23 protein-coding genes and 1 other annotated feature are annotated in these 20,218 nt (G+C 40.4%); of the genes, 4 read left to right on the top strand and 19 right to left on the bottom strand.

The genetic code is table 11. The features are described 5' to 3' along the window. Window positions 1-20 precede the first annotated feature (20 nt). Together DFR59_RS04600 and DFR59_RS04595 are read right to left on the bottom strand one after the other, a co-directional pair. Window positions 21-485 (bottom strand): DinB family protein, encoded by a 465-nt coding sequence (locus DFR59_RS04600; RefSeq protein WP_114744445.1) that lies wholly within the window; start codon window positions 483-485, stop codon window positions 21-23. Window positions 486-498: 13 nt separating this feature from the next. Beyond that, complete coding sequence (locus tag DFR59_RS04595) at window positions 499-876, bottom strand: MerR family transcriptional regulator (RefSeq protein ID WP_114744444.1); 378 nt, start codon at window positions 874-876, stop codon at window positions 499-501. Window positions 877-963: 87 nt separating this feature from the next. Here DFR59_RS04595 and DFR59_RS04590 point away from each other — a divergent pair, with 87 nt between their 5' ends. After that, window positions 964-1,284 (top strand): hypothetical protein, encoded by a 321-nt coding sequence (locus DFR59_RS04590; protein ID WP_114744443.1) that lies wholly within the window; start codon window positions 964-966, stop codon window positions 1,282-1,284. A gap of 228 nt (window positions 1,285-1,512) precedes the next feature. On the opposite strand, the gene DFR59_RS04585 is transcribed toward DFR59_RS04590, so the two are convergent. Continuing rightward, the gene (locus DFR59_RS04585; protein ID WP_114744442.1) at window positions 1,513-1,836 is read right to left on the bottom strand and encodes a hydrolase; all 324 of its coding nucleotides are present in this window, start codon (window positions 1,834-1,836) and stop codon (window positions 1,513-1,515) included. A 329-nt stretch (window positions 1,837-2,165) separates the two neighbouring features. Here DFR59_RS04585 and DFR59_RS04580 point away from each other — a divergent pair, with 329 nt between their 5' ends. Beyond that, a complete protein-coding gene (locus DFR59_RS04580) occupies window positions 2,166-3,419 on the top strand; it encodes an MDR family MFS transporter (protein WP_114744441.1) in 1,254 nt (417 codons plus the stop codon). A 27-nt stretch (window positions 3,420-3,446) separates the two neighbouring features. Here DFR59_RS04580 and DFR59_RS04575 read toward each other — a convergent pair whose 3' ends face one another. Genes DFR59_RS04575 through DFR59_RS04565 form a run of 4 tightly spaced genes read right to left on the bottom strand, consistent with a single transcriptional unit; the run spans window position 3,447 to window position 5,300 of the window. Continuing rightward, on the bottom strand, window positions 3,447-3,860 hold the full coding sequence (locus DFR59_RS04575; RefSeq protein ID WP_245948371.1) for an NUDIX hydrolase: 414 nt from the start codon (window positions 3,858-3,860) through the stop codon (window positions 3,447-3,449). A 38-nt stretch (window positions 3,861-3,898) separates the two neighbouring features. Continuing rightward, window positions 3,899-4,540 carry a hypothetical protein gene (locus DFR59_RS04570; protein ID WP_245948370.1) on the bottom strand — a complete coding sequence of 214 codons (642 nt, stop codon included), beginning with the start codon at window positions 4,538-4,540 and terminating at the stop codon, window positions 3,899-3,901. Then, a complete protein-coding gene (locus DFR59_RS20375; protein ID WP_245948369.1) occupies window positions 4,541-4,738 on the bottom strand; it encodes a hypothetical protein in 198 nt (65 codons plus the stop codon). It abuts the gene before it with no gap. Beyond that, window positions 4,725-5,300 carry an ATP-binding protein gene (locus DFR59_RS04565; RefSeq protein WP_245948368.1) on the bottom strand — a complete coding sequence of 192 codons (576 nt, stop codon included), beginning with the start codon at window positions 5,298-5,300 and terminating at the stop codon, window positions 4,725-4,727. Before DFR59_RS04565 ends, DFR59_RS20375 begins: the two co-directional genes overlap by 14 nt. Before the next feature lie 117 nt (window positions 5,301-5,417). Here DFR59_RS04565 and DFR59_RS04560 point away from each other — a divergent pair, with 117 nt between their 5' ends. Both DFR59_RS04560 and DFR59_RS20015 read left to right on the top strand, forming a co-directional pair. Continuing rightward, the gene (locus tag DFR59_RS04560; protein WP_114744440.1) at window positions 5,418-6,182 is read left to right on the top strand and encodes a hypothetical protein; all 765 of its coding nucleotides are present in this window, start codon (window positions 5,418-5,420) and stop codon (window positions 6,180-6,182) included. Further along, complete coding sequence (locus tag DFR59_RS20015) at window positions 6,166-6,675, top strand: DUF5412 family protein (protein ID WP_158538316.1); 510 nt, start codon at window positions 6,166-6,168, stop codon at window positions 6,673-6,675. Before DFR59_RS04560 ends, DFR59_RS20015 begins: the two co-directional genes overlap by 17 nt. A gap of 502 nt (window positions 6,676-7,177) precedes the next feature. On the opposite strand, the gene lysS is transcribed toward DFR59_RS20015, so the two are convergent. The 12 genes from lysS to DFR59_RS04495 all read right to left on the bottom strand — a co-directional run bounded on the left by lysS (window position 7,178) and on the right by DFR59_RS04495 (window position 20,041). Beyond that, window positions 7,178-8,638, bottom strand: coding sequence for a lysine--tRNA ligase (gene lysS / locus DFR59_RS04550; protein WP_114744439.1), 1,461 nt, complete (start codon window positions 8,636-8,638; stop codon window positions 7,178-7,180). A gap of 87 nt (window positions 8,639-8,725) precedes the next feature. Continuing rightward, window positions 8,726-8,992, bottom strand: a binding site (T-box leader). A gap of 202 nt (window positions 8,993-9,194) precedes the next feature. Then, window positions 9,195-10,379 (bottom strand): chromate transporter, encoded by a 1,185-nt coding sequence (locus DFR59_RS04545; RefSeq protein WP_114744438.1) that lies wholly within the window; start codon window positions 10,377-10,379, stop codon window positions 9,195-9,197. A 101-nt stretch (window positions 10,380-10,480) separates the two neighbouring features. Continuing rightward, on the bottom strand, window positions 10,481-10,708 hold the full coding sequence (locus tag DFR59_RS04540) for a hypothetical protein (RefSeq protein WP_114744437.1): 228 nt from the start codon (window positions 10,706-10,708) through the stop codon (window positions 10,481-10,483). Window positions 10,709-10,799: 91 nt separating this feature from the next. Further along, a complete protein-coding gene (locus DFR59_RS04535) occupies window positions 10,800-11,285 on the bottom strand; it encodes a GNAT family N-acetyltransferase (protein WP_114744436.1) in 486 nt (161 codons plus the stop codon). A 22-nt stretch (window positions 11,286-11,307) separates the two neighbouring features. After that, entirely contained in the window at window positions 11,308-11,727 is a 420-nt protein-coding gene (locus DFR59_RS04530) for a GNAT family N-acetyltransferase (RefSeq protein ID WP_114744435.1), read from the bottom strand. Window positions 11,728-11,878: 151 nt separating this feature from the next. Continuing rightward, the gene (locus DFR59_RS20010) at window positions 11,879-12,052 is read right to left on the bottom strand and encodes a hypothetical protein (RefSeq protein ID WP_158538315.1); all 174 of its coding nucleotides are present in this window, start codon (window positions 12,050-12,052) and stop codon (window positions 11,879-11,881) included. Window positions 12,053-12,113: 61 nt separating this feature from the next. Further along, window positions 12,114-12,686, bottom strand: coding sequence for a hypothetical protein (locus DFR59_RS04520; RefSeq protein WP_114744433.1), 573 nt, complete (start codon window positions 12,684-12,686; stop codon window positions 12,114-12,116). Window positions 12,687-12,835: 149 nt separating this feature from the next. Then, a complete protein-coding gene (locus DFR59_RS20490) occupies window positions 12,836-13,678 on the bottom strand; it encodes an STAS domain-containing protein (RefSeq protein ID WP_114744432.1) in 843 nt (280 codons plus the stop codon). Window positions 13,679-13,852: 174 nt separating this feature from the next. After that, the gene (gene pulA, locus DFR59_RS04510) at window positions 13,853-16,756 is read right to left on the bottom strand and encodes a type I pullulanase (protein ID WP_245948367.1); all 2,904 of its coding nucleotides are present in this window, start codon (window positions 16,754-16,756) and stop codon (window positions 13,853-13,855) included. 126 nt (window positions 16,757-16,882) lie between these two features. Continuing rightward, window positions 16,883-17,728: an alpha/beta fold hydrolase gene (locus DFR59_RS04505; RefSeq protein ID WP_158538314.1), complete on the bottom strand. Its 846-nt coding sequence runs from the start codon at window positions 17,726-17,728 to the stop codon at window positions 16,883-16,885. Further along, window positions 17,706-18,899, bottom strand: coding sequence for a hypothetical protein (locus tag DFR59_RS04500; protein ID WP_114744430.1), 1,194 nt, complete (start codon window positions 18,897-18,899; stop codon window positions 17,706-17,708). Before DFR59_RS04500 ends, DFR59_RS04505 begins: the two co-directional genes overlap by 23 nt. Further along, window positions 18,896-20,041: a HesA/MoeB/ThiF family protein gene (locus DFR59_RS04495; protein WP_114744429.1), complete on the bottom strand. Its 1,146-nt coding sequence runs from the start codon at window positions 20,039-20,041 to the stop codon at window positions 18,896-18,898. The genes DFR59_RS04500 and DFR59_RS04495 overlap by 4 nt, the downstream gene beginning before the upstream one ends. Window positions 20,042-20,218 lie beyond the last annotated feature (177 nt).

Raw genomic sequence — 20,218 nt, 5'->3', positions numbered from 1 at the left:
TTCGATTTCCATTCTATTGTCTATCTATTCGACGGCCAAGCTCCCTGCAATTTTCTAATCTGCATGATCTGCCCTGTGTGATAGGCATCATGAAGAAAGATATCCATTAATTCCCCTTCCAGCTCACTTAGCTCTTCATCTGTTTTTTCCATCAGCAGGCTCTTGAGTTTCAAATGAGCATCTTCTACCCGTTCAATGACTTTTTTCCACTCATTCTCAACATTTGATTGCTTTGTAAAATCGAAATTCTCATTCCCACTGAGTTTGTATGGCCACTCGCTGCCTTCTAAGTTGGCGACAAGTCTCTCTTTATAATACATAATGTGATTCACATTCTGCCAAATCGATTTCGCTGCCTCCCCTGTCGGCTTCCAGCAGGCTTGTTCGGCAGTAGTGCCTTCAATGGAAGGTTTCAAAGGAGCATACCAGCTCTCTTGGTCAAATGTCGAACTCAAAACATTTAATAGCAATTCTTTTCTAGACATAACATCCATCTCCTCATTTATCATGATTTACACTAGAAAAATAATCTCTAATTTCATCTAGTTCCTCTTCAAGAATCAGTCGTCTGGCTTTCAAATCTTCCTCTTGCTTTTTAAGCCCCTCTGCATATTCCTCTAATTGATTAAGGACCTGTTTCAGCAACCCCAAATCCCCGCAGCCTAAAGCTTGTTTCAACTTAAATAATGATTGGATCTCCACGAGAGCTAGGCCAAGATCTTTCATCTCAAGAATCACTCGAAAATCGGCAATCTCTTTTTCCCCATACTTTTTATACGGACCATCCCACTCCGGTGTCAACAGCTCCAATTCCTCATAATGGCGCACCGTATGTTTGGTTGTTTTCATCAATTCTGCAAATTTGCCGATTTTCATGGAACTTCTTCCTTTCAAGGTGTTGACGTAGGGTCTACCCGACGGTGTTAACTGAAAATGAAAACTCTTGTTGGGGGGAATCAGAACATGAAATGGGAATGGATTGGTCTAGGGATGTGCGTAATCTACGGTGTTCTGACCATAGCTGCCTGCTTGGTACAGATGAAGGAGAAGAAAATCCCACTGTCATCTTCTATCATTCTGGGATTAATTGGTGCATCTATAATCGGGCTTAGTTTCTTTTACCGTACCTTTTTCGGGATGGCCACCCTAATTTCCTGCTTTATTGCCATACATTTTCTAGCAATGCTGAACGGATTTCATATGTATGGAAAAATAAATATTAAGCATCATATCATCCGGCTCATAGCAGGGGCATGTATTTTAATACTCTTATTCTATTTGTAAGGCTGTTTTCGTAACCTTTGTTGTTAGATCTTAATGCCGATTTTAACGTGAAAATACCTGTTTTGCGCGTTGAAATGTAGAATCTAGGCTCTTTTCGAGCTAAAGTCTCTGCATAGATTGCTTAAATTACCCTGTTTTATTGCTTAAAGGAACAAACTTTGAGAAAAGAGCCATTTGTATAATCAAAAAAAGCTCTCAGTCTAATTGAGAGCTTGACTTCCATTATATTCAGCAGCTGCAATTTCTTTGAATTCTGATGCCTTCAATCGCCTGGCAATCCAAAATGAGAATGGATCCCGCACACTTTTCTACAAAACTGGCACAGCAGTTTTTCTCATTCAAACAAACAAATACTAATCCCTTGATTTCTTTCGAGCCTTTCAAGAAAATGTCCACTTTTGTCCCTTTATGAAGGTTCTTCAGCAAATCGCAGACACAGCCTTCGCATTTCTTCTTTTTATCCTCATGATGTTCGTGGCACCCGCACTTATCGTACTCATGATAAGTATCCCAACTATCATCACAGCAATACCCATGTTCACCGTATGACATGACCAAATCCTCCTTTCTTGCGCAAAATAAGAGAGAATTCCCTTTCATTGATAGACTATGCGAAAAAAGAGAAAGAGCTTGGACAAATCTATTAGGAATTAAAAATGTGTACTTACAGAACCCCAGGAAAATACAAAAAAGACGCATTTTTAAGATGCGCCTTCAGAACGTGTGTTCGTTTTATGATACAATTCAAATAGAGCTGTTGTTATTCGTGTTCTATAATATTAGTATAGATAATTTATCAATATAAGTCTATATTTATTTGAAAATTTTCCATATAGTGTTGTTACCGGCCCGTTTTTAATTACATAAATAAGGAGAACGCTATGAAGATACGCTATTGGGATACAAATCTAAAAGTGAGGCTGATCGGGGAAGGGTTATTCAATATGCTTTTTTGGATGTATTTCCCGTTCATTACGGTCTATTTCAGCGGGGCTTTTGGAAAAAGTATAGCGGGGATGCTGATGACTGTCCCTCCTCTCTTCAGCCTTTGGGGAAGTTTACTTGGAGGAGCGCTTTCAGACCGGGTGGGAAGAAGGCCGGTTATGTTGTTCGGAGCCCTGCTGCAAACAATCATGTTTGCTTTATTCGCATTGTCGGGATCGCATTGGATTGACTACATTGCGTTCATCGGCATCGGGATTGGGGGTGCGATCTATCGTCCAGCAAGCCAGTCCATGGTGGCAGACCTCGCACCTCCTAAAGAACTTCGTGAGATCTTTGCCACTTTTACAACTGCAAATAACATTGGTGCCATTCTTGGACCACTGCTCGGCGCCATTTTCTTCTTCCATTACCGTCAAGAGCTCCTATGGACATGTGCAGTGGTGATGCTTGGCTATTTCATCGCCATCTACTTAATCGTCCATGAATCTATGCCAATTAGAGTAGATATTCAAGAAAAACGACCGATTTCAACCGAGTTGAAAGAACAATGGAAAGGCTACGGCATCATTTTTCGCGATAAAATATTTTTATTTTATATCATTGCAGGCATATTTTCGCTCGTCGCGATCATGCAGCTCGACCTGTATCTACCCGTCTACATCATCAACCACGTTCCAGGTCAGGCACTTTTCACCTGGAACCATTGGTCATTCCATATCAGCAGCACAGAAGTATTTGGGTGGGTGCTTGGATTCAACGGCCTATTATTTGTCCTGTTCATCCTGCCTGTCACCAAATGGTTCGGGAATTGGAAGGAACGAAATGTATTTATCCTCTCTTCCTTGATGGCGGGCGGCGGAACATTTCTCGTCGGACTGAACACAAACATCTGGTACTTATTTTTCGTGACCATCATCTTTACATTCGGGGAAATGGTCCGCTCCCCTGTCACCCAAAGCTTCATCAGCCGCTATGCACCAGAGCATGCCCGCGGACAGTACATGGGAGCCGACAGCTTACAGTACACAATCGGCAAATTTCTAGCTCCCATCACCGTGTTCCTTTCAAGCTGGATTGCACCAATGGGGATCTTCACACTCATACTCGGCTTTTCACTTGTCAGTATATTGTTTTACCACTTACTATTTCGCTTTTATAAGGAACAGCCATTAGCGTCTAAACTAAATTAGGGAACTTCATATTGAAGAAGTTTCCTTTTAAAATCCTATGTAAAATGGATGGCAGCTTTCATCTAAACATAACTCAATTCTTTGTCTGAAGTTCGCAATGGTCACCATTTCCAATGCTTGCTCAATCGGAAAGTAGCCAACCTCTATACTCTCTGGACTCGTTGTTAGTTCTCCGCCTACTGGTTTTGCCAGGAATAGTGTGTTGCATATCGATTTGTTTACGTTCTGAAAGATTCCACAAAATTTAATTACTTCAACATCGATTCCAGACTCCTCTTTTGTTTCCCGGATAGCTGCGTCTTTTAGAGACTCCCCTTCTTCCACTTGTCCACCCGGCATTTCCCAACCTCTTCTTGGACCTTTGATCAGTAAAATTTCCTTATTGTCATTAATGACAATTGTGGCTGCTGAAACAATATGTTTTGGTGGTGTATAGGTCATCTTATCCCCCATTTCAATCATTTAGTCCATTGTCTTCCCTAATTTTCCATCCAATTTAGTACCATATCTTCAAAATCCTTTTCCTTCCAAGCTGTGACGGCTTCTAATTCTCCTTTACTTTGGATCAAATTCTGAAAGAACATATCAGCGAGAAAATAGCCCAGGCGGTCATATCCAAACGTTTTCCCACCTCTGATAGAAAACCATTCAAGAAACAGGTTTGACGCAGATTCTTTCTTGTAATCTTCGAAAAACCTATTTTTAATCATTTCCTTGTTCGATTCAGCAAAAGAAAGCCATTCGTCTCCTTCGTCATTAAAATGAAAATAAACGGAAGGATATAATCCAGCTGCAATGATCCTCGAAAAATGAATAGCCGCTCCTTCTTGAATAAACCAAGTAAGAGGGCTGGCCCATTTCAATTCTCTCCAATTCATTCCTGCTTGGTCAGAAAGAATATTATGTGCTGCATGACCAAATTCGTGTGCGGCTATTACCTTTAGATGTTCTGAATTTGAAGATAGCCGTTCCAGCGCAAATGATATATTTGGAATCACTTGGCGGTAGGTATAGGCATTTGATCCAAATCCGCCAATGATCAAATTAACTTCAATAGGAAAGTGAACTCCGTAGAATTCCCTGTAGGCTTCTACAACCTCTTCAATAACGGGGACAATCACTTAATGCCCTTCCCTTATGGACTCCAAATGATGCTGGTATTTTTCTATGGAAGCCAGCAGCCTTTCATCTGTATTTTGACAATGATATGAAAAGTATTCATGGAAAATATCAGGGTAGCGAGAATGATAATTTCTAAGAAAATCCAATGAAGGTTCATAGTTTTTAATGAAATACGGCACAGTATCAATGATTTTCATATGAATCCACCTCTACTCGTTCGTTAGCAACTGCTAAAATTTCTTCCATCACTCTATTAACTTCCTCACAATTATTTATAGTAAATAAGTACTCCGCTTCCCCTTCAACTGGAACTTCTTCCCGCTGACTTTGCAGTAATTGTTCAAATGAAATGCTGTCATCTCTAAAAATGTTCGTACTCCTTTTCGTGGATGCCACCCTTTCATTCAAAACTTCTACCGGGAGATCAAAATGAACAAGAATGCGCACAAATTTTTGTCTATCAAACAACTCATTAAGCAAATATTCCCGATCAGTTCTGCTTAAATTGGAATTACAAATAATAAAATCGCACTCCGAATGCTCCTTCGCATAATCGACAATTAGTCTGGAAACAGCATGCTTCAAGGTATTTGCCCCTTGATTTGGCACGAGTGATTGATAATGAGTTTGAATGAATTGAGCATGATTGTCTTGATCTATGACAACACCATTCGCCAGTTTCTTTTCTAATTCCTTGGCAAAAGTTGTTTTCCCGCTATGTGTTTTGCCAACCGTAATAATGACAAGTCTTTTTTTCAATTTCAGTCTCCTTCTTCCCTTAACGGTCATTTGCATATAAAACGAATATTTGGTAAATTTTGATAATAACAGTCTATCATATTTATCAAATTGAAATCTGCTAACGAGGTGAAAAATATGTCCAACATCGGACTTCTGACCGTCACACATGATCCGAACGGCAAAAATATAAATTTTTTTAAAGCATTACAAGAGGATTTGGAAGAAATTTACCCTGCTCTATTTATTACAATCAGCGACCAGTCTTCCTCTGAATTGATAAAGGAAATGGAAAGAAGCAAGTTTAATGTGAAGATTATTCCTAAACTAGGAGCGGCACAAGCACGAAGAGAAGTGGTCAATTTCGGACTCTCAGGAGATAACGATTATTTTCATTACTGTGATTTTGACCGCTTATTAACTTGGGGGAAAACCTACTTGGACGAGTTAAGAACTATTGTTGCCGAAATTCCTCATTATGACTATCAGATCCTTGGCCGCACAGACAGAGCTATGAATACCCACCCTGAGGAATGGATAGAGACGGAGAAAATCAGCAATAAAATTTGTTCCTTGGAATTAGGAAAAACTGTTGATATTACTGCTGGATCTTGCTCTTTTTCCAGACAAAGTGCGGAATTAATAAATGAGCATTCAAAAGAAAAAATGACGGATGCTGAATGGGCTATGATTGTTCGTAGAATTGGACATTTGAGTGTCGAGTATTCTGCTGTCGAAGGGTTGGAATACCATGAAGAAATTAATGGCGTTTCAAGGCAAAATGGCACTTCACACGAATGGCTAGCAAGATTGAAATTGAGTTTAATCATCAGCGAGAATGCAATATATAGTAGTAATTCAAGTTCTCAAACGGAAAGGAGAAATTATGTCTCAAAGATATAATTTGTGGTCATTTTATTTAAGTTTGCTTTCGCTATTGTTTTTATTGAGTCTGATTTATTCTGACTGGTCGATAGCCCCTCCTTACATTTTTTGGTTCATATCTGTCATTTCCTTTATACTCGGGATAATAGGATTTAAGGATAAAACAAGTAGACGATCAAGATTTCGAAGTTGGTTTACAGTTATTCTGTCGCTGATGCTATCAGGGATTTTCTTTCTGGGTGTCATTCGATTTCTATTTATTTCAGAGGAATTAATTAAAACAGCGGTGTCTCCGGATGACAACTATAAGGTAGAATTCTATTTGATTAACGGCGGTGCCGCTACATCATTTAGTGTGCTCGGCAAATTAGATGGTCCCTTATGGTTAAAAAAAACGATATATTATCAATCCCCGATGGACCATGCCGATGTAAAATGGGTGGATAACCATACGATTTCAATCAATAATCAAATTTTGAACATAAAAGAAGGAGATACGTATTCTCACTGAGTGGGTGGTATTAAAAAGAAGGGAATGGTAACAATGGCGGCTATCTTTTCATTGATTGGCGATATCTTCTGTGCTATCGCAGCTTCACTAATGGGCAAAGAGGATAATAAAAACGAATAAATAATGGAGAGATAACAAAAAGTCTCTATTCGTATTATACTTAGGATAGATAAGTGAAACAGTTGATTTTAAAAGGACCACACATTTAAGTCATATCTAATTTGTGTGGTCCTTAATTTATCTCTTCTTTCTACTTCAACTAACGCTCACCGTTACTTTAAGTGCATTTTTTCACAAACTTAGATTAAGTCAATATTTCACCTATTAGTGGTGTAATATCTTTATCCTTCCTCGTCTTTTTGTCGAGTGATTTAAGCAAATCGTTTTCTTTAAAATCTGTTTTTGATTCAAAACGTGGGCTTTTATTTTTTATTATCTAAATAAGGTGGTAATTGAGATTTCAGTCTGCCACCTATAACTTAATATACGCTCGTATTGTTGATTATAATTTTTTTGTCAATGGAAACAAAACGCAATCCTTAATAGTATCACTATCAGTTAGCACCATTAACAAACGTTCAATTCCAAATCCCCAACCTGAAATTGGAGGCATTCCATATTCCATAGCAGCTAAATAATCTTCATCCATCTCCATCGCTTCTAAATCTCCATTGCTTTTAAGAAGAGCTTGTTCCTGCAGCCTTCTTCTTTGTTCAAGTGGATCAACTAACTCAGAATAGGCATTTATAATTTCAGCACCGTTCACCACCAATTGAAATCGATCTGTTATAGTAGGGTTTTTATCATTGGCACGAGCAAGTGGAGATAAATCAATAGGGTGCTGAATTAAGAATGTTGGCTTAATAAGGTGAGGTCTGCACATTCTCTTGTAAAGAAGATCAATGAAATTACCTCTCCCCAATGACTCAATATCAGGATGTTCTAAATGGAGATTTTTTCTCTTAGTTTCTTGATACAAATCTTTAACCTCAGGAAAAAGGTCAATATCAATCCCTGTGTCTTTTAAAATTAAATCTCGGAAAGAAACAACTTCCCACTTTAATGAAAAATCAATAGCTTGACCTTGTAACATTATTGTCGTTGTATTAAAGGTTTGTTGGAGAACATTCAGAAGCATTTCACGCATTAATTTCATTGTATCCTCATAATTCCAGTATGCCGCATAGCCTTCAACCATTGTAAACTCTTGAAGATGTTGAGGGCTGATTCCTTCATTTCTGAAACACTTTGCAAATTCAAATACTTTGGTAAAACCACCTACAATTAATCGCTTCAAATAGGTTTCAGGGGCTATTCTTAAATTTAATTCAGTGTCCAAAGCGTTATGAAACGTTTTAAAAGGTTCTGCTATTGCACCCGAAGATGTATGTTGCAAGACTGGTGTTTCAACTTCCAAAAAGCCTTTATCTTCAAAAAATCTACGAATTGCACGAACCATACTTGATCTGCTAAGCAATCGTCTTTGAGTGTCTGTTGTCATCAGTAAATCTAGGTAACGCTGTCTGTATCTAAGTTCAACATTACTTAATCCATGCCACTTCTCAGGCAAAGTTCTTAATGCCTTTCCAAGAAATACATAGCTTTCGATACGCAATGTTTTTTCACCTGTTTTAGTCGAATACATTCGCCCGTTAGCACCTATAAAATCCCCAATATCTACAAACTCAAAGAATTGTTCAAATGCCTCATCACCAACTTCTTCTCTTTTTAAAAGTAGTTGAAGGCTTCCATTGATGTTTGAGATCGTAATAAAACTCAGTTTACTAAAATTCCGGACACTCATTATTCGCCCAGCAACTCTTACTTCAGTTGTACCATCTTCAAGTCGTGCGGCTTCGCTAGGTTCGTAGTTTGCTGTAAATTTTTCGGGATAGGCTGAAATTCCCTGAGATATTAAAGTTTCTAGTTTCTCGATTCTTCTTATTCTTTGTTCGTTGGTCATTTTATTTACCTCCTGTTATTTGATCATTTTTCAATAAAACAAGGTATTTTTATCAACAAAAAAACTCCCACCCCCAAGATTGTTCATCTTGAGGACGAGAGTTTAGCTTCGTGGTACCACCTCAGTTTGTTGATATGTTACCATATCAACCTCTTCAGGTACGTCAATTAAATAAATGATTATACCTTATCTCTATATCGGGAGATCCCGTCGCAGTATCACTAAGAATAACCAAACTTAGATCCGTGCGAAGCTCCGAGGCTTTTTTCATCAAGTTAATTATTACTCCATTCCACCAACAGGAGCTCTCTGAAAATAATTAATCAAAATTACTCTTCTCTTCAACGCTGTATATTCCGGTTTTTATAATTAAAAACTATTTTAGTCAAATCAAATTGTTTAGTCAATAGGTTTGATATTATTAATTTTCTAAAAATTGTAATTGAACTAAACTGTTTTGTTAGAATAAGATTATAACTTTGAAAAGTAATCGGGAAGCGATGACGGCGTTTTGATTGTTTTCATCCCGTTTGCGTATAGAGTCTTTATATTAGAATTATCCAATCAACAATCCCCCAACTGCCCCTACAAAGACGATCACCCAAGGCGGAAGCTTCCAAAAAACAAGTAGGCTGAATAAGACAGCGGCGAAAGCAAAATCCGATGGTTTCTGAATCGAACTGGTCCAGATTGGTGTATAGAACGCGGCAATGAGTATTCCCACAACAGCCGCATTGACCCCTGCCAAGGAACCGCGGATTTTTGGATTTTTTCTCAATGCATCCCAAAACGGCAATGCTCCGAATATCAATAAAAAGGCTGGCAGGAAAATAGCGGCTGTGGCAATGAGTCCGCCCTTCCACCCACTGATCACCGCACCTAAATAAGCGGCAAATGTGAACAGCGGTCCTGGTACTGCCTGTGCTGCCCCGTATCCTGCTAGAAAGTTCGACTTCTCCGCCCATCCATTTGGCACTACTTCCCTCTCCAACAACGGAAGCACCACATGACCGCCTCCAAAAACAAGTGAACCAGAGCGGTAGAAACTGTCGAACATCGCGACTGCTTTTGAATCTGTCGCTTCCCTTGCAAGTGGAAGGAGCAGAAGGAGCGCCAAAAACAAACTTAAACAGATCGCTCCAAACTTTCGGGTAAGAGGGATTCTCATAATGGAGTCTCTTTCTGATGGATCATTATTTTTCAGCAACATATATCCGATCAATGCCGAAAAAAGAATGATTCCGACCTGTGTAAAGGAAGCTGGCAAAAGCAGTGTGATGACAAGTGCTATTAAAGCAATGGCTTTTCGCGTTAGATCAGGCGCTAATTTTGCCGACATCCCCATGATCGCCTGGGCAACGACCGCCACAGCGACGATTTTCAAACCGTGAACCCATCCGGCGTCCCCGAGTTCCCAGCCTTTCAACAGCAAAGCAAACAGAATCAGAACTATCACAGATGGAAGGGTGAATCCGATAAAGGCAGTGATACCTCCCAATACACCCGCTCTCATCACTCCAATTCCGATGCCTACCTGACTGCTTGCCGGACCCGGAAGGAATTGACACAGTGCCACTAGATCTGCATAGCTTTTTTCATCCAGCCACTTCCGCCGGCGGATGTATTCATTATGAAAATATCCTAAGTGTGCGATTGGACCGCCAAAAGAGGTAAATCCTAATTTTAATGAAACCAAAAATAGTTCGAGAAGCCTGCTAAAAGATTTTTCATTATTTTTCATGAATGCTATTCATCCTTTAATGTAATTTGAAGCGTTATAATAACATTATTACTAGTATTGAAGAATAAAGGAAGATTGGCAGCTGATTTTTTACATTATTTTTACATAGAATGAGAAGTAAACCAAAGAATCGCAACGATGATCAATGTGACGAGAGAAATGATTCGCTTCATCCTCTTATCGTCTCTTGAATCGAGCCAATCCGATAATCTTTCTAATCTCCGTTCCCACTTTGGCCCTCTCTCTACTAATCTCATCAAAACAGATGGCAAAACCGTCAAAAACAATACTAAAATACCAAGAAACCACAATAATTCCTTTGCGAACATCAACATCACCTTTGCTAAATAAACTCATTGATTTTAATTTAGCAAATGGCTGTACTGTTGTATGCAGGGATATCGTGGAATTTAAAAAGCCTTATTCATTCACAGAGTAAATGGGCATATGTAAAATAAACTGCTCCCCTTTGCGTCCATGGAATCTTCCGCCCCTATCTTCAAACCCTGCCTTTAAATATAAGGTTTTAGCCGGCTGATTGCCATGGTTCACCCCCAGTACGACTTCTTTTTTATCTGGAAAATGTTTCTGGACAAACCCCGGGAGCCGCTTCATGGATTCCTTGGCAATTCCTTTTCCTTGAAAGGAAGTACTGATGGAATAAGCCCTTAATAAAAGTGCGTGAGGATCATCTGTATACGTTTTTGGCCCATCCCCTTCATGCAGCACAAAGAACCCAGCAGGCTCTCCTTTGTACAAAATTACGATAGGATGGCGTTCCACATCTTTTTCGCACTTCTCCAACGCCCCCATCGGCATGGCGGTAAATTCTCTTTGTTCTGTGTCCAAATGATAGTTTTTTAGAAATGGTATGTATTCCGACTTCATAAAATCCAATTCAACCATAATGGCGCCTCCACATTCAAAATTAACTTAATCGCTTTTCAAAATAATACTGTTTATAGCCCTTCGGATGATCTTCCACAACTCCGAACTCCTGGAAGCCTAATTTACGATAAAATCCTGGAGCCTGGAAGCTGAATGTATCGACCACCATCAACCTGCACTTTTTCTCCCTTGCCCATTGCTCCATTTCCTTCATCAACTTTGTACCGTACCCATCTTCTCGGATCAATTCATCCACCCAGAGAAAATCGACATGAAGGTGCTGCCAGAACATCGTCCCCGTCACCCCGCCGACAATCTGTTCATTTTCATCCCGGACCACAAAGCTTACATTTTCCACCGGTGATTTCACTTCTTCCGGCAAAGACGCCATATTATGTTCAATCACATTTTTTCTAATAAACTCGCTGTCTTCGTTATTCCATTGCTTCACAATTTTCATCGTTTCAATTACCTCCTTACTAGTTAATCCCGAAAATTCAGATATTAATTATAACAATATTTTCTAATGCCGCCTATCAAAATAAGGAAAAAATGCATAAAAAAGAGGATGACATAAAAGGAAGATTCCTCTTTTCCCATCCCTTTAAAGATTAAAAAATATTCTGCAGTCCCCACATGATAATAGCAACAACAGGCACTAACACCCACACACCTGAACTTTTTGGAGCGTGTCTTTGCCCCTGCTTCTCAAGCCTATCCAGCCTCGTTAAAATCTCATCCAGTTTTGCTTCCACATTTCCCTGTTGGTATTTCGTTTCTTCCATCTTTTGATTCTCCTCCTTTGATATATTTACCACCATAAAGCCCCCTTTTTAATAGTAGTTATCATTTCTTATAAGACTGCTGATAGGACTCATAAAATGACTCATACATTTTCAGCTCGTTTTGGAACATCATGTGCATCTGGTGAAACATTGAATTGGAGCGTTCCCTCGTAATACTTGGGTTATTTTTCACCATCAATAGATAGCTCTCCATTTCAATACTATTTTCAAGAGCAATTTTCAAGTATTCTTTCGTCTCTTGAGGGTATGTTTCTCTAAATGCCAATTCCATTATTAGCGTTCGTGCATCTTGCACTTCTGTCAGGATATCATTCAATTTCATGCTGTCCATTGTGACGGGCTCGCTCGACATAAGCCACTTTTGATCAAATGCATTCAAGACAAATTCTGTTCGATTGTCTGTTAAACTGGCAAGCTCAACAGAATTCGAATAATAGTGTTGCCGAAAAGACTGAAAATCTGTTTTATATTCCTCTGCCACTTTTGGGTCAGGTTGGAATCGGATGGACTTTTTCACACTTATGAACGAATAAGGATACTGCCAATTGAGGAACAGGAAGAATGCCAATAAAAACAATGTAATCCCCGCTGCAGTCCATTTTCCTTTGTTCATTAGAGACTTCCCTCCTTCAAATTCTTTCTGATGGTGCTGGGAAAGTATTCTAAATATTCAACTTCATTATTATACCATATCTTTCCAAGAATTTTCGCAAAAAAAAAAACACATCTCCAACTAAGATGTGTTTTTTGGAAACGCATTTATTATTTAACAAAGACTAATTCTTTCATAGCCGTGCTTAAGTTCGAACGGACCATGATGGATTTAAAATCAAGCCCCAGCTGCACCACGGTTTGGGCAATTTCAGGACGGATACCTGTAATAACGGCTTGAACGCCTAAAAGCTTCAATGAATCGATCACTTTAAAAATCTGATCCGCTACCATCGTATCAATGATTGGAACGCCGGATAGATCGAGAATCAAATGGCTTAGCTGGAGCCTGCTTGCATGATTCAGCGTTTCTTCCATCAAGAGGGCTGCCCGCTCGGTATCGATGGTGCCGATCAACGGCAGGATGGCAATTCCCTTCGTCAATGGAACGACTGGAACAGACAATTCCAAGAATGAATGCTTGGCCGATTCGAGCATGACTTTATAGAAATGGATGTAGGTAAGGCTAAAGCAGTAAACAGCTTTATCCATCAAGGGATCGATGATATCCAGCACCTTGAATGCTTGATCAAGTGAGAGGGATTGCGCCTCCACCCCGTCCTTAATGGCGTCTCGGATGAACATACGGTAATACGTTGTATCTTTCAAGGCTTCATCCAAAGGAACACCAAGTTTATAAACAAACTCACCAGTCTGCTCACCCCAATTGAAGAGGTCGATATACGCTTTTTCCAATTCTGCATCCCCTTGAAGAGCTTCTCCGAAGATGGTGACAAAATTGGCGCGTACTTCAATCATTTCCTTTTCAGTTAACGGAAAGTTCTTTAATTGGTCCGGTGATAAATGGGATGTCCGTTCATGATGAACCCTTTTCGCTATTTCATATTTTTGCTCTAGAATCCTCTTGCCGATTAACTTCAGTTCCTTTTCCATCGCTGCTCCTCCATAATACCCAGATGGTATCTTATTAATAGATTCATATTACCATAACTTTCATAAAAAACAGCAAAAAATGCACAAAAAAACCGCGCGGCGTCACTAAAGTGACAAGCACCGCCCGGTTTTTGGCGAATTATGTCGAGGGAAATCCCCCTATCTAATCTAATTCTATCTTTTCAGTACGAACGTCGACAAAGCCGGCACCATTACTTTGTTACCATGAATCACTTTAACGGTTTTCACCCCTGCTTGCTGTCCGTCCACCAAAAGATGCCACGCTGCATTCTGTGGAAGTGACACCAGTTGCCCTTCTTCATTCGCATTATGAATTACTACAATTTCTTTTGCTTTATCATGGAGAGCTTTCGCATTAAGTGAATATGCTACCACACGATCAGGTGCGTCCATGAAGTTCAGATTCTTCTCGATGGCCGCAGCCGTCGTCATGCGGAACGATTGATAATGCTTCCTTAGATCAATCAATCCTTTGAAATAGTCCACTTCCGAATGGAATTCCGCAGCTCTGTTCCAATCCAATTGATTTACAGAATCAGGAGATTGATAGCTGTTGTGGTCGCCATTTTTCGTCCTCATAAACTCCTGGCCGGCTTGAATAAATGGAATGCCTTCAGAGGTCAATAGAATGGAAGAGGCTAATTTATGCATTTGCTTCAATGTTTCCGTATCTGATTCAGGGTTTGTCAGCTGCAGCTTGTCCCATAGAGTCAGATTGTCATGGGCTTCTGCATAATTGATCACCTGTTCCGGATCACGGTAAGTCGCCATAGAATCAGGATAGTGGATTCCGCCTTCAATCCCTTGCTTCAAGATATCCTCTACGCCCGCTTTTCCGTTGACGAATCCTTTATCACTATCATCAAAGACGCTTCCTTTTATCGCATCACGGATGCTGTCATTGAAATGGGCCACACCCGGCATGTCTTCGGCGTTCTTTTGATCAGCTTTTAAAGCCGGATCCAATGGAGTGTTCAAATCCCATCCTTCACCTAAAACGATGATACTAGGATCAATTTTATTTAATGCATGGCGCACTTCATTCATGGTCTTTGTATCATGGATTCCCATCAAATCGAAGCGGAACCCGTCCATATGGTATTCCTTTGCCCAATACGACACAGAATCCACAATGAATTTCCTCATCATTTTCCGTTCAGATGCGGTATCATTTCCGACACCTGTTCCGTTGGCAAACGACCCATCCTCATTGAACCGGAAATAATAGCCTGGTACAAGCTTTTGGAAATTGGATTGATTGGCATTGAATACATGGTTGTACACGACGTCCATGATTACTCGCAGCTGATTGTCATGGAGGGCTTGTATCATAGACTTCAACTCTGTGATTCTTTTATATGGATCTGCAGGATCTGTTGAATACGACCCTTCTGGCACATTATAGTTCTTCGGATCATAGCCCCAATTGTACTGCGGCTGATCAAGCTTCGTTTCGTCCACACTATTGAAATCAAAGATCGGAAGGAACTGAACATGGGTAACACCTAGCTTTTTGATATAGGAAAGACCTGTTGCATTTCCCTCTGTTCCCTTTGTGTTTTTATCCGTCATCCCCAGAAATTTTCCTTTATGCTCAATCCCGCTGTCTGGAGAAATGGATAGATCCCTCACGTGAGCTTCGTAGATGATCGCATCCTCGGGGTTTGGCAATTTGGCTTCATGATTGTTCCAATGCTTCGGATTCGTATTATCCAAATTAACAACCACACCTCGGTCGCCGTTAATCGTCGCGGCGCGTACATATGGATCTACGGCTTCTGTCCAAGCTCCACCGATTTTCACTTTATACGTATAGACAAGGCCATCCTGATCGCCTTTAAGGCCAGCGGTCCAAGTGCCTTTCTTTCCTTTTTTCATCGGAAATTCCGTTGCTTCATTTGACGATGTATCTTTATAAACCACTAGGTGAGCTTCAGATGCCGTCGGTGCCCATAGCGTAAAATCGGTTTTATTTTTTTGATACTGATTTCCGAGCCAGCCATCGTAATAAAATTGGTCATCAAACTCTTTGGAGCGGATGACTTTACCCAGTACAACCTCTTTTTCCCCATACCCATCCATCGAAATTTTATAAGATTTGGAGAGATCCAGGTTTTCTTTCGTAAAAATACGTACCTTATTGAGCAAATCCACATCTTCTGCATTGTATGGTGTGATTTTCTCGATTTCTGCTCCATCGAGCTTAATGCTTTCAGCAGAATCCTTCAAAGAAAATGGAACATTGGTTTCAAGCGTTATTTGATTGAATCCGTCCATTGAGGCTTGAGTGATGACCGGATTCAAGTCTACAAAACCGGGATCCTGGTAAACACTCTCCTGTCCCTGGACAAGCCAAACCTCTGCAGTTCCATCTTCATTGAAGCGTGTGATGAATCGGTCATGATCGATATCTTTGGCAGACCAATCGTTGCCATCTACACTCTTTCGGACAATGAATCCCAGTTTTTGAATACCGTCAGCATCATCCAAATTAAGCTCTGCTACTTTTCCGAAACTGTCTTCACCAGTAAAATTGACGCGCTGCCCATCATGCTCCGGATTCCACATCCACAGATTCCAGCCATCATACTTCTGATCGTACCGATGGTAATGCAATTTGACTTTAACATGGTCAAAACTTGGGAAATCCCTGTACTCTCCATCAGGCGGCGAAGTGTACGTCTTTTCATCACCTGCTTTGACCCAGACCTCACCTATTCCACTTGAAGTGTCGATCCAGCGGTCTCCGCCATCCTTTTCCCAACTATCCGTACGGACAATAAAGCCCACTTTCTGATGAATCCCGCTAAGTTTCACCTCTGCGGTCTTTCCAAATGCATCTTCCCCTGTAAATTCATACCTGGACCCGTCCCCATTTTCTGGCCAGACCCATAGATTCCAGTCCTTCTGGTTATCAGGAGATTCTTGATAATGAATGATAACTTTGGTTGTGCTTTCTTGTGCAAGCGTTTGCATTTGAGGGTTTAAAAAAGCCCCAAGCACCATGATGCACAACAGCATCATCGAGATTGATGATTTCAAAAACTTATTACCCATCCTTTTTCCTCCTTTATTTCTTTTCTCTACCATTTTACCAAACTTAAGTAAGCGTTATCAAAAATCAAAATACCCATAATTCAGAATTGATTATGGGTATTCTCATTCAACATTCATCCTTTTCTCCTATAGTTTCACTGAAGAGGCATCTCTAATGACTTTAACTAATTCCATAGGTTTATCCAGCATGATTAAATGATCGGTTTCTTCCATTTCAATAGCATAACCATTGTTCAGCTTGTAAAAATCATTCGCTTTCACCCGTTTAAACCTTCTCCTCTCTTCGTCTTCATTCAAACTATGGGCAATGAGCAGAACGCTTGGTACGGTTAATCGATTTTCTTCAGCTAACGGATCAAAATCCCATGCAGCCTTCATACAAGCTAACTGCGTTTCATCTTTCGCTTTAAATGCTACTTTCCCGTCCTCTTTAACTGTGATCTGATCCCTTACAGCCTTTTCAATTTCCTGATTCCAAAATTGTGGATTATCCGATTTCATAAATTCATAGTAACTATCCAGATCTTTCAATGCTTCCGCTGGAAATTCACCATTCTCAATCATTTCCCATTTCAATCCGGGGGTTTCTGCGATAGGATAGTAGCCATCATCCAATAAAACGACTCGATCCACATGATCAGGATAGAGACTTGCATATTTAACGACTACACCTGCGCCCCATGAACTTCCAACCAAAATGGGCCGCTCCACTTTCATCTCTTTCATAAGGGAGTGTAATTGCTCCGCTAATGTGTGATAATCATAGGCATTAGTCGGATCAGATTCACCGTGCCCCGGCAGATCCGGTGCAATCAACTGATATCCCTCCATAAACTTCGCCGCTGAACTCCAGATTTCACCCGTCCATCCAAGTCCATGAATGAAACAAATAGTCTCTGCTTCTTTCTCCAAAAGCCGCTCTCTCACAAAGTGATTCGTTCCTTCTACCTTAATGGTTTTGCAGTTCCACATGTGTAGTCCTCCTTCTGGCATAAGTTTGATAGGCGCCAATTCCCCACAGGAATGCTTCGAACAATGCAATGAGGATCGGAATCATCCCGTCCCAGAAACCAACTGTGTTGAATTTATAGATTAAGATTTGCCCCATCGCTTCTTTGAACGCAAACACTGCTCCGGGAATGGTATACATGCAATAGATGAAAATGGCAATCACCAGGCCTATCACATACATCCAACCATAGTTTTTCGCGAATGTTTTCTCAGTCGAGGATAAATGTTCATAGTTCTCTTTATATTTTTTTGAAATCGGGCGCAGTAAAAATGAGAGCGCATCCTTAGTCAAATCAGCAGCATTCAGTCTTGTGACAATGACATAATAGACATCTGTCCTAACAAAAATCAAAAACTGCCATAATAGTTTATACGTTTGAATGAGCATGATCATTTTGCAGGTTCCGAAAACAAACTCGTTTCCAGATATTCTCCCCGAAATGATAATTGCTCCACTCAAAATGACAGCATCCATTATCATTCCTGCGAGCAATGGGATATATCTGTTCCTCTTTGGAAGCGACCATAACCCATTCATGTCTGCTTCGACTACCACCCAAAACCAGCGGATGCTTAAATTGAACTTTACGGGCACTCCCTCTTTCGAAGCGGCAATATAATGGCAGGCTTCATGAACAATGGTCAAAACCCACGAGATTAAAAAGAAGTACAGAAGGCTTTTCCCTATCGAATCAAAGACAAATGCATCTTGATAAAGAGGAAAAGACAATCGAGAAGTAAGTCCTATCATGATCGCTGAAGCCGCCAACAAACCATAAATCATCAATGTAGGCTTCCCAAAGAAAATCATGCCGAGCTTCTGGGGCATTTTATTTTCATGCGCAGCCTCTTCCGTCAAAATTTCACCGTCCCATTTCGCTATAAGGTCTAAATCTAAAAGCGAATCGGCGAAATCCAGGACATCCACTTCAAATCCAAATTCATTCAGGAGCTTGTCCTGGACGTCTTGAATCGTTCTTTCTCCATTCAAACAGCGAACGACCTGTGCCCCCTCTTCAGGAATCCGGATAAAAATATTCTTTACTGGGTCGCCTATCGTGAACTCTTCTCCTTCCGGCTGTACGGATAAATGCGACGCATCCAGTATGGAGTCAAGCGTCAGTTTTCTCATACCATCATTTCCTTTTCCTTAGAAATGGACAGCAGCTGCTCGATATCTACAGGTTCAACTGAATGACTGCCATTATTCCCGCATGTCGGGCATTCAGGAAGCTTGTCCCATTTGTGTTCTTTTGTAATCTCGATTGTCTTCGTATTAAAGATATGGGAGGTCGAGGCAGGCATCGATGCTTCGTGTCCGCTGATGATTTTAGCCGCTTCTGAGATGATAAACCCGCTGAGCAAGGCCACATGAGGTGCTATTGCTGTGTTCCTTCTTTCAAACGTCTGGTTATACAACGCCATTAACTGATGCTGAAAATAAGGATCCACCCGTAAAAAATGAATGAGGAAGCAGTCATAGCAGCCGCTGGAGTTCGGAATGATTTTCTCCCAGATGATATTAGTGTTGCTGATGCCCCCTTGAAGGAACGGGATATTCAAGGCTGTGCAAGCAGAATTGACCCAACGAGATGCAATGATGCCAGGCGAATCGATTCCATTAATGACTAGATCGACATCTTTCAAGACATCCATTAGTCCTTCAGCATTCATTACTTTCATATTGAGGACTTCCATTTCTATGTCACTATTAAGCTCTTTGATTCGCTGAAGGGCTGCATTTGCCTTTAATTGCCCAATATTATTCTCTGAATATAAAAACTGACGGTTCAGATTGCTGATATCAACCGTGTCATAATCCAACCCGATGATTTTCCCGACGCCAAGTCCGGCCAGGCAAGCAGCGTCAAGGCTCGCTCCTCCTAATCCCAGCACCGCAACCGTAGCATCCTTCAATTTCTCCTGGAAGCTCTCACGTTTTGTAGTCATGTCAGCGTAGTTGGAGAAATAGGTAAGGTTTGCACGGTACCTTTCTTTCTGTTCGTTTGTCAAAACGATCGTTGGGTCATCATCCGCATCCTCCAGCAGGCCGATTTCATTGAACATTTCAACCGCCTCTAACACTTCTTCCACACTCACCTCCAGGATTCCCGCTAATTCTTCGATATTTTTCGTTCCATCAAATTGTTCAAGCATATGTAAGGTAAAGTTATCCGGATTATCGATATCAAAAATTTCTCCTTCAAAACCGATGCGAATCGACTCATCAACAGAAACAATCGGCTTCATGATTTCTTTGAATTTCGGTTTCATCGTTTCTCCTCCTTTTGTGGGAAAAATAAATATTGACCGTGTATATACCTATACACGGCCAATATTTTTCTCTTATCGGTAGTGGCAGATAAGAGGTACTAATTTTTCAACTTTTTTAATTTTGATTTTTTTCATTTCGTACACTCCCTTCTTTTACATATTTGTAAGTTATGTAAG

The sequence above is a fragment of the Falsibacillus pallidus genome, assembly GCF_003350505.1.
GTDB classification, from domain to species: Bacteria; Bacillota; Bacilli; order Bacillales; family DSM-25281; genus Falsibacillus; species Falsibacillus pallidus.
This window is presented reverse-complemented; position numbering and strand designations above follow the sequence as displayed.

Bases quoted from the DNA above. Each gene is read 5' to 3' on its own strand.
- DFR59_RS04600 (WP_114744445.1), bottom strand. From the start codon at position 485: ATGTCTAGAAAAGAATTGCTATTAAATGTTTTGAGTTCGACATTTGAC.
- DFR59_RS04595 (WP_114744444.1), bottom strand. From the start codon at position 876: ATGAAAATCGGCAAATTTGCAGAATTGATGAAAACAACCAAACATACG.
- DFR59_RS04590 (WP_114744443.1), top strand. From the start codon at position 964: ATGAAATGGGAATGGATTGGTCTAGGGATGTGCGTAATCTACGGTGTT.
- DFR59_RS04585 (WP_114744442.1), bottom strand. From the start codon at position 1,836: ATGTCATACGGTGAACATGGGTATTGCTGTGATGATAGTTGGGATACT.
- DFR59_RS04580 (WP_114744441.1), top strand. From the start codon at position 2,166: ATGAAGATACGCTATTGGGATACAAATCTAAAAGTGAGGCTGATCGGG.
- DFR59_RS04575 (WP_245948371.1), bottom strand. From the start codon at position 3,860: ATGACCTATACACCACCAAAACATATTGTTTCAGCAGCCACAATTGTC.
- DFR59_RS20375 (WP_245948369.1), bottom strand. From the start codon at position 4,738: ATGAAAATCATTGATACTGTGCCGTATTTCATTAAAAACTATGAACCT.
- DFR59_RS04560 (WP_114744440.1), top strand. From the start codon at position 5,418: ATGTCCAACATCGGACTTCTGACCGTCACACATGATCCGAACGGCAAA.
- DFR59_RS20015 (WP_158538316.1), top strand. From the start codon at position 6,166: ATGTCTCAAAGATATAATTTGTGGTCATTTTATTTAAGTTTGCTTTCG.
- lysS (WP_114744439.1), bottom strand. From the start codon at position 8,638: ATGACCAACGAACAAAGAATAAGAAGAATCGAGAAACTAGAAACTTTA.
- DFR59_RS04545 (WP_114744438.1), bottom strand. From the start codon at position 10,379: ATGAAAAATAATGAAAAATCTTTTAGCAGGCTTCTCGAACTATTTTTG.
- DFR59_RS04540 (WP_114744437.1), bottom strand. From the start codon at position 10,708: ATGTTCGCAAAGGAATTATTGTGGTTTCTTGGTATTTTAGTATTGTTT.
- DFR59_RS04535 (WP_114744436.1), bottom strand. From the start codon at position 11,285: ATGGTTGAATTGGATTTTATGAAGTCGGAATACATACCATTTCTAAAA.
- DFR59_RS04530 (WP_114744435.1), bottom strand. From the start codon at position 11,727: ATGAAAATTGTGAAGCAATGGAATAACGAAGACAGCGAGTTTATTAGA.
- DFR59_RS20010 (WP_158538315.1), bottom strand. From the start codon at position 12,052: ATGGAAGAAACGAAATACCAACAGGGAAATGTGGAAGCAAAACTGGAT.
- DFR59_RS04520 (WP_114744433.1), bottom strand. From the start codon at position 12,686: ATGAACAAAGGAAAATGGACTGCAGCGGGGATTACATTGTTTTTATTG.
- DFR59_RS20490 (WP_114744432.1), bottom strand. From the start codon at position 13,678: ATGGAAAAGGAACTGAAGTTAATCGGCAAGAGGATTCTAGAGCAAAAA.
- pulA (WP_245948367.1), bottom strand. From the start codon at position 16,756: ATGGGTAATAAGTTTTTGAAATCATCAATCTCGATGATGCTGTTGTGC.
- DFR59_RS04505 (WP_158538314.1), bottom strand. From the start codon at position 17,728: ATGTGGAACTGCAAAACCATTAAGGTAGAAGGAACGAATCACTTTGTG.
- DFR59_RS04500 (WP_114744430.1), bottom strand. From the start codon at position 18,899: ATGAGAAAACTGACGCTTGACTCCATACTGGATGCGTCGCATTTATCC.
- DFR59_RS04495 (WP_114744429.1), bottom strand. From the start codon at position 20,041: ATGAAACCGAAATTCAAAGAAATCATGAAGCCGATTGTTTCTGTTGAT.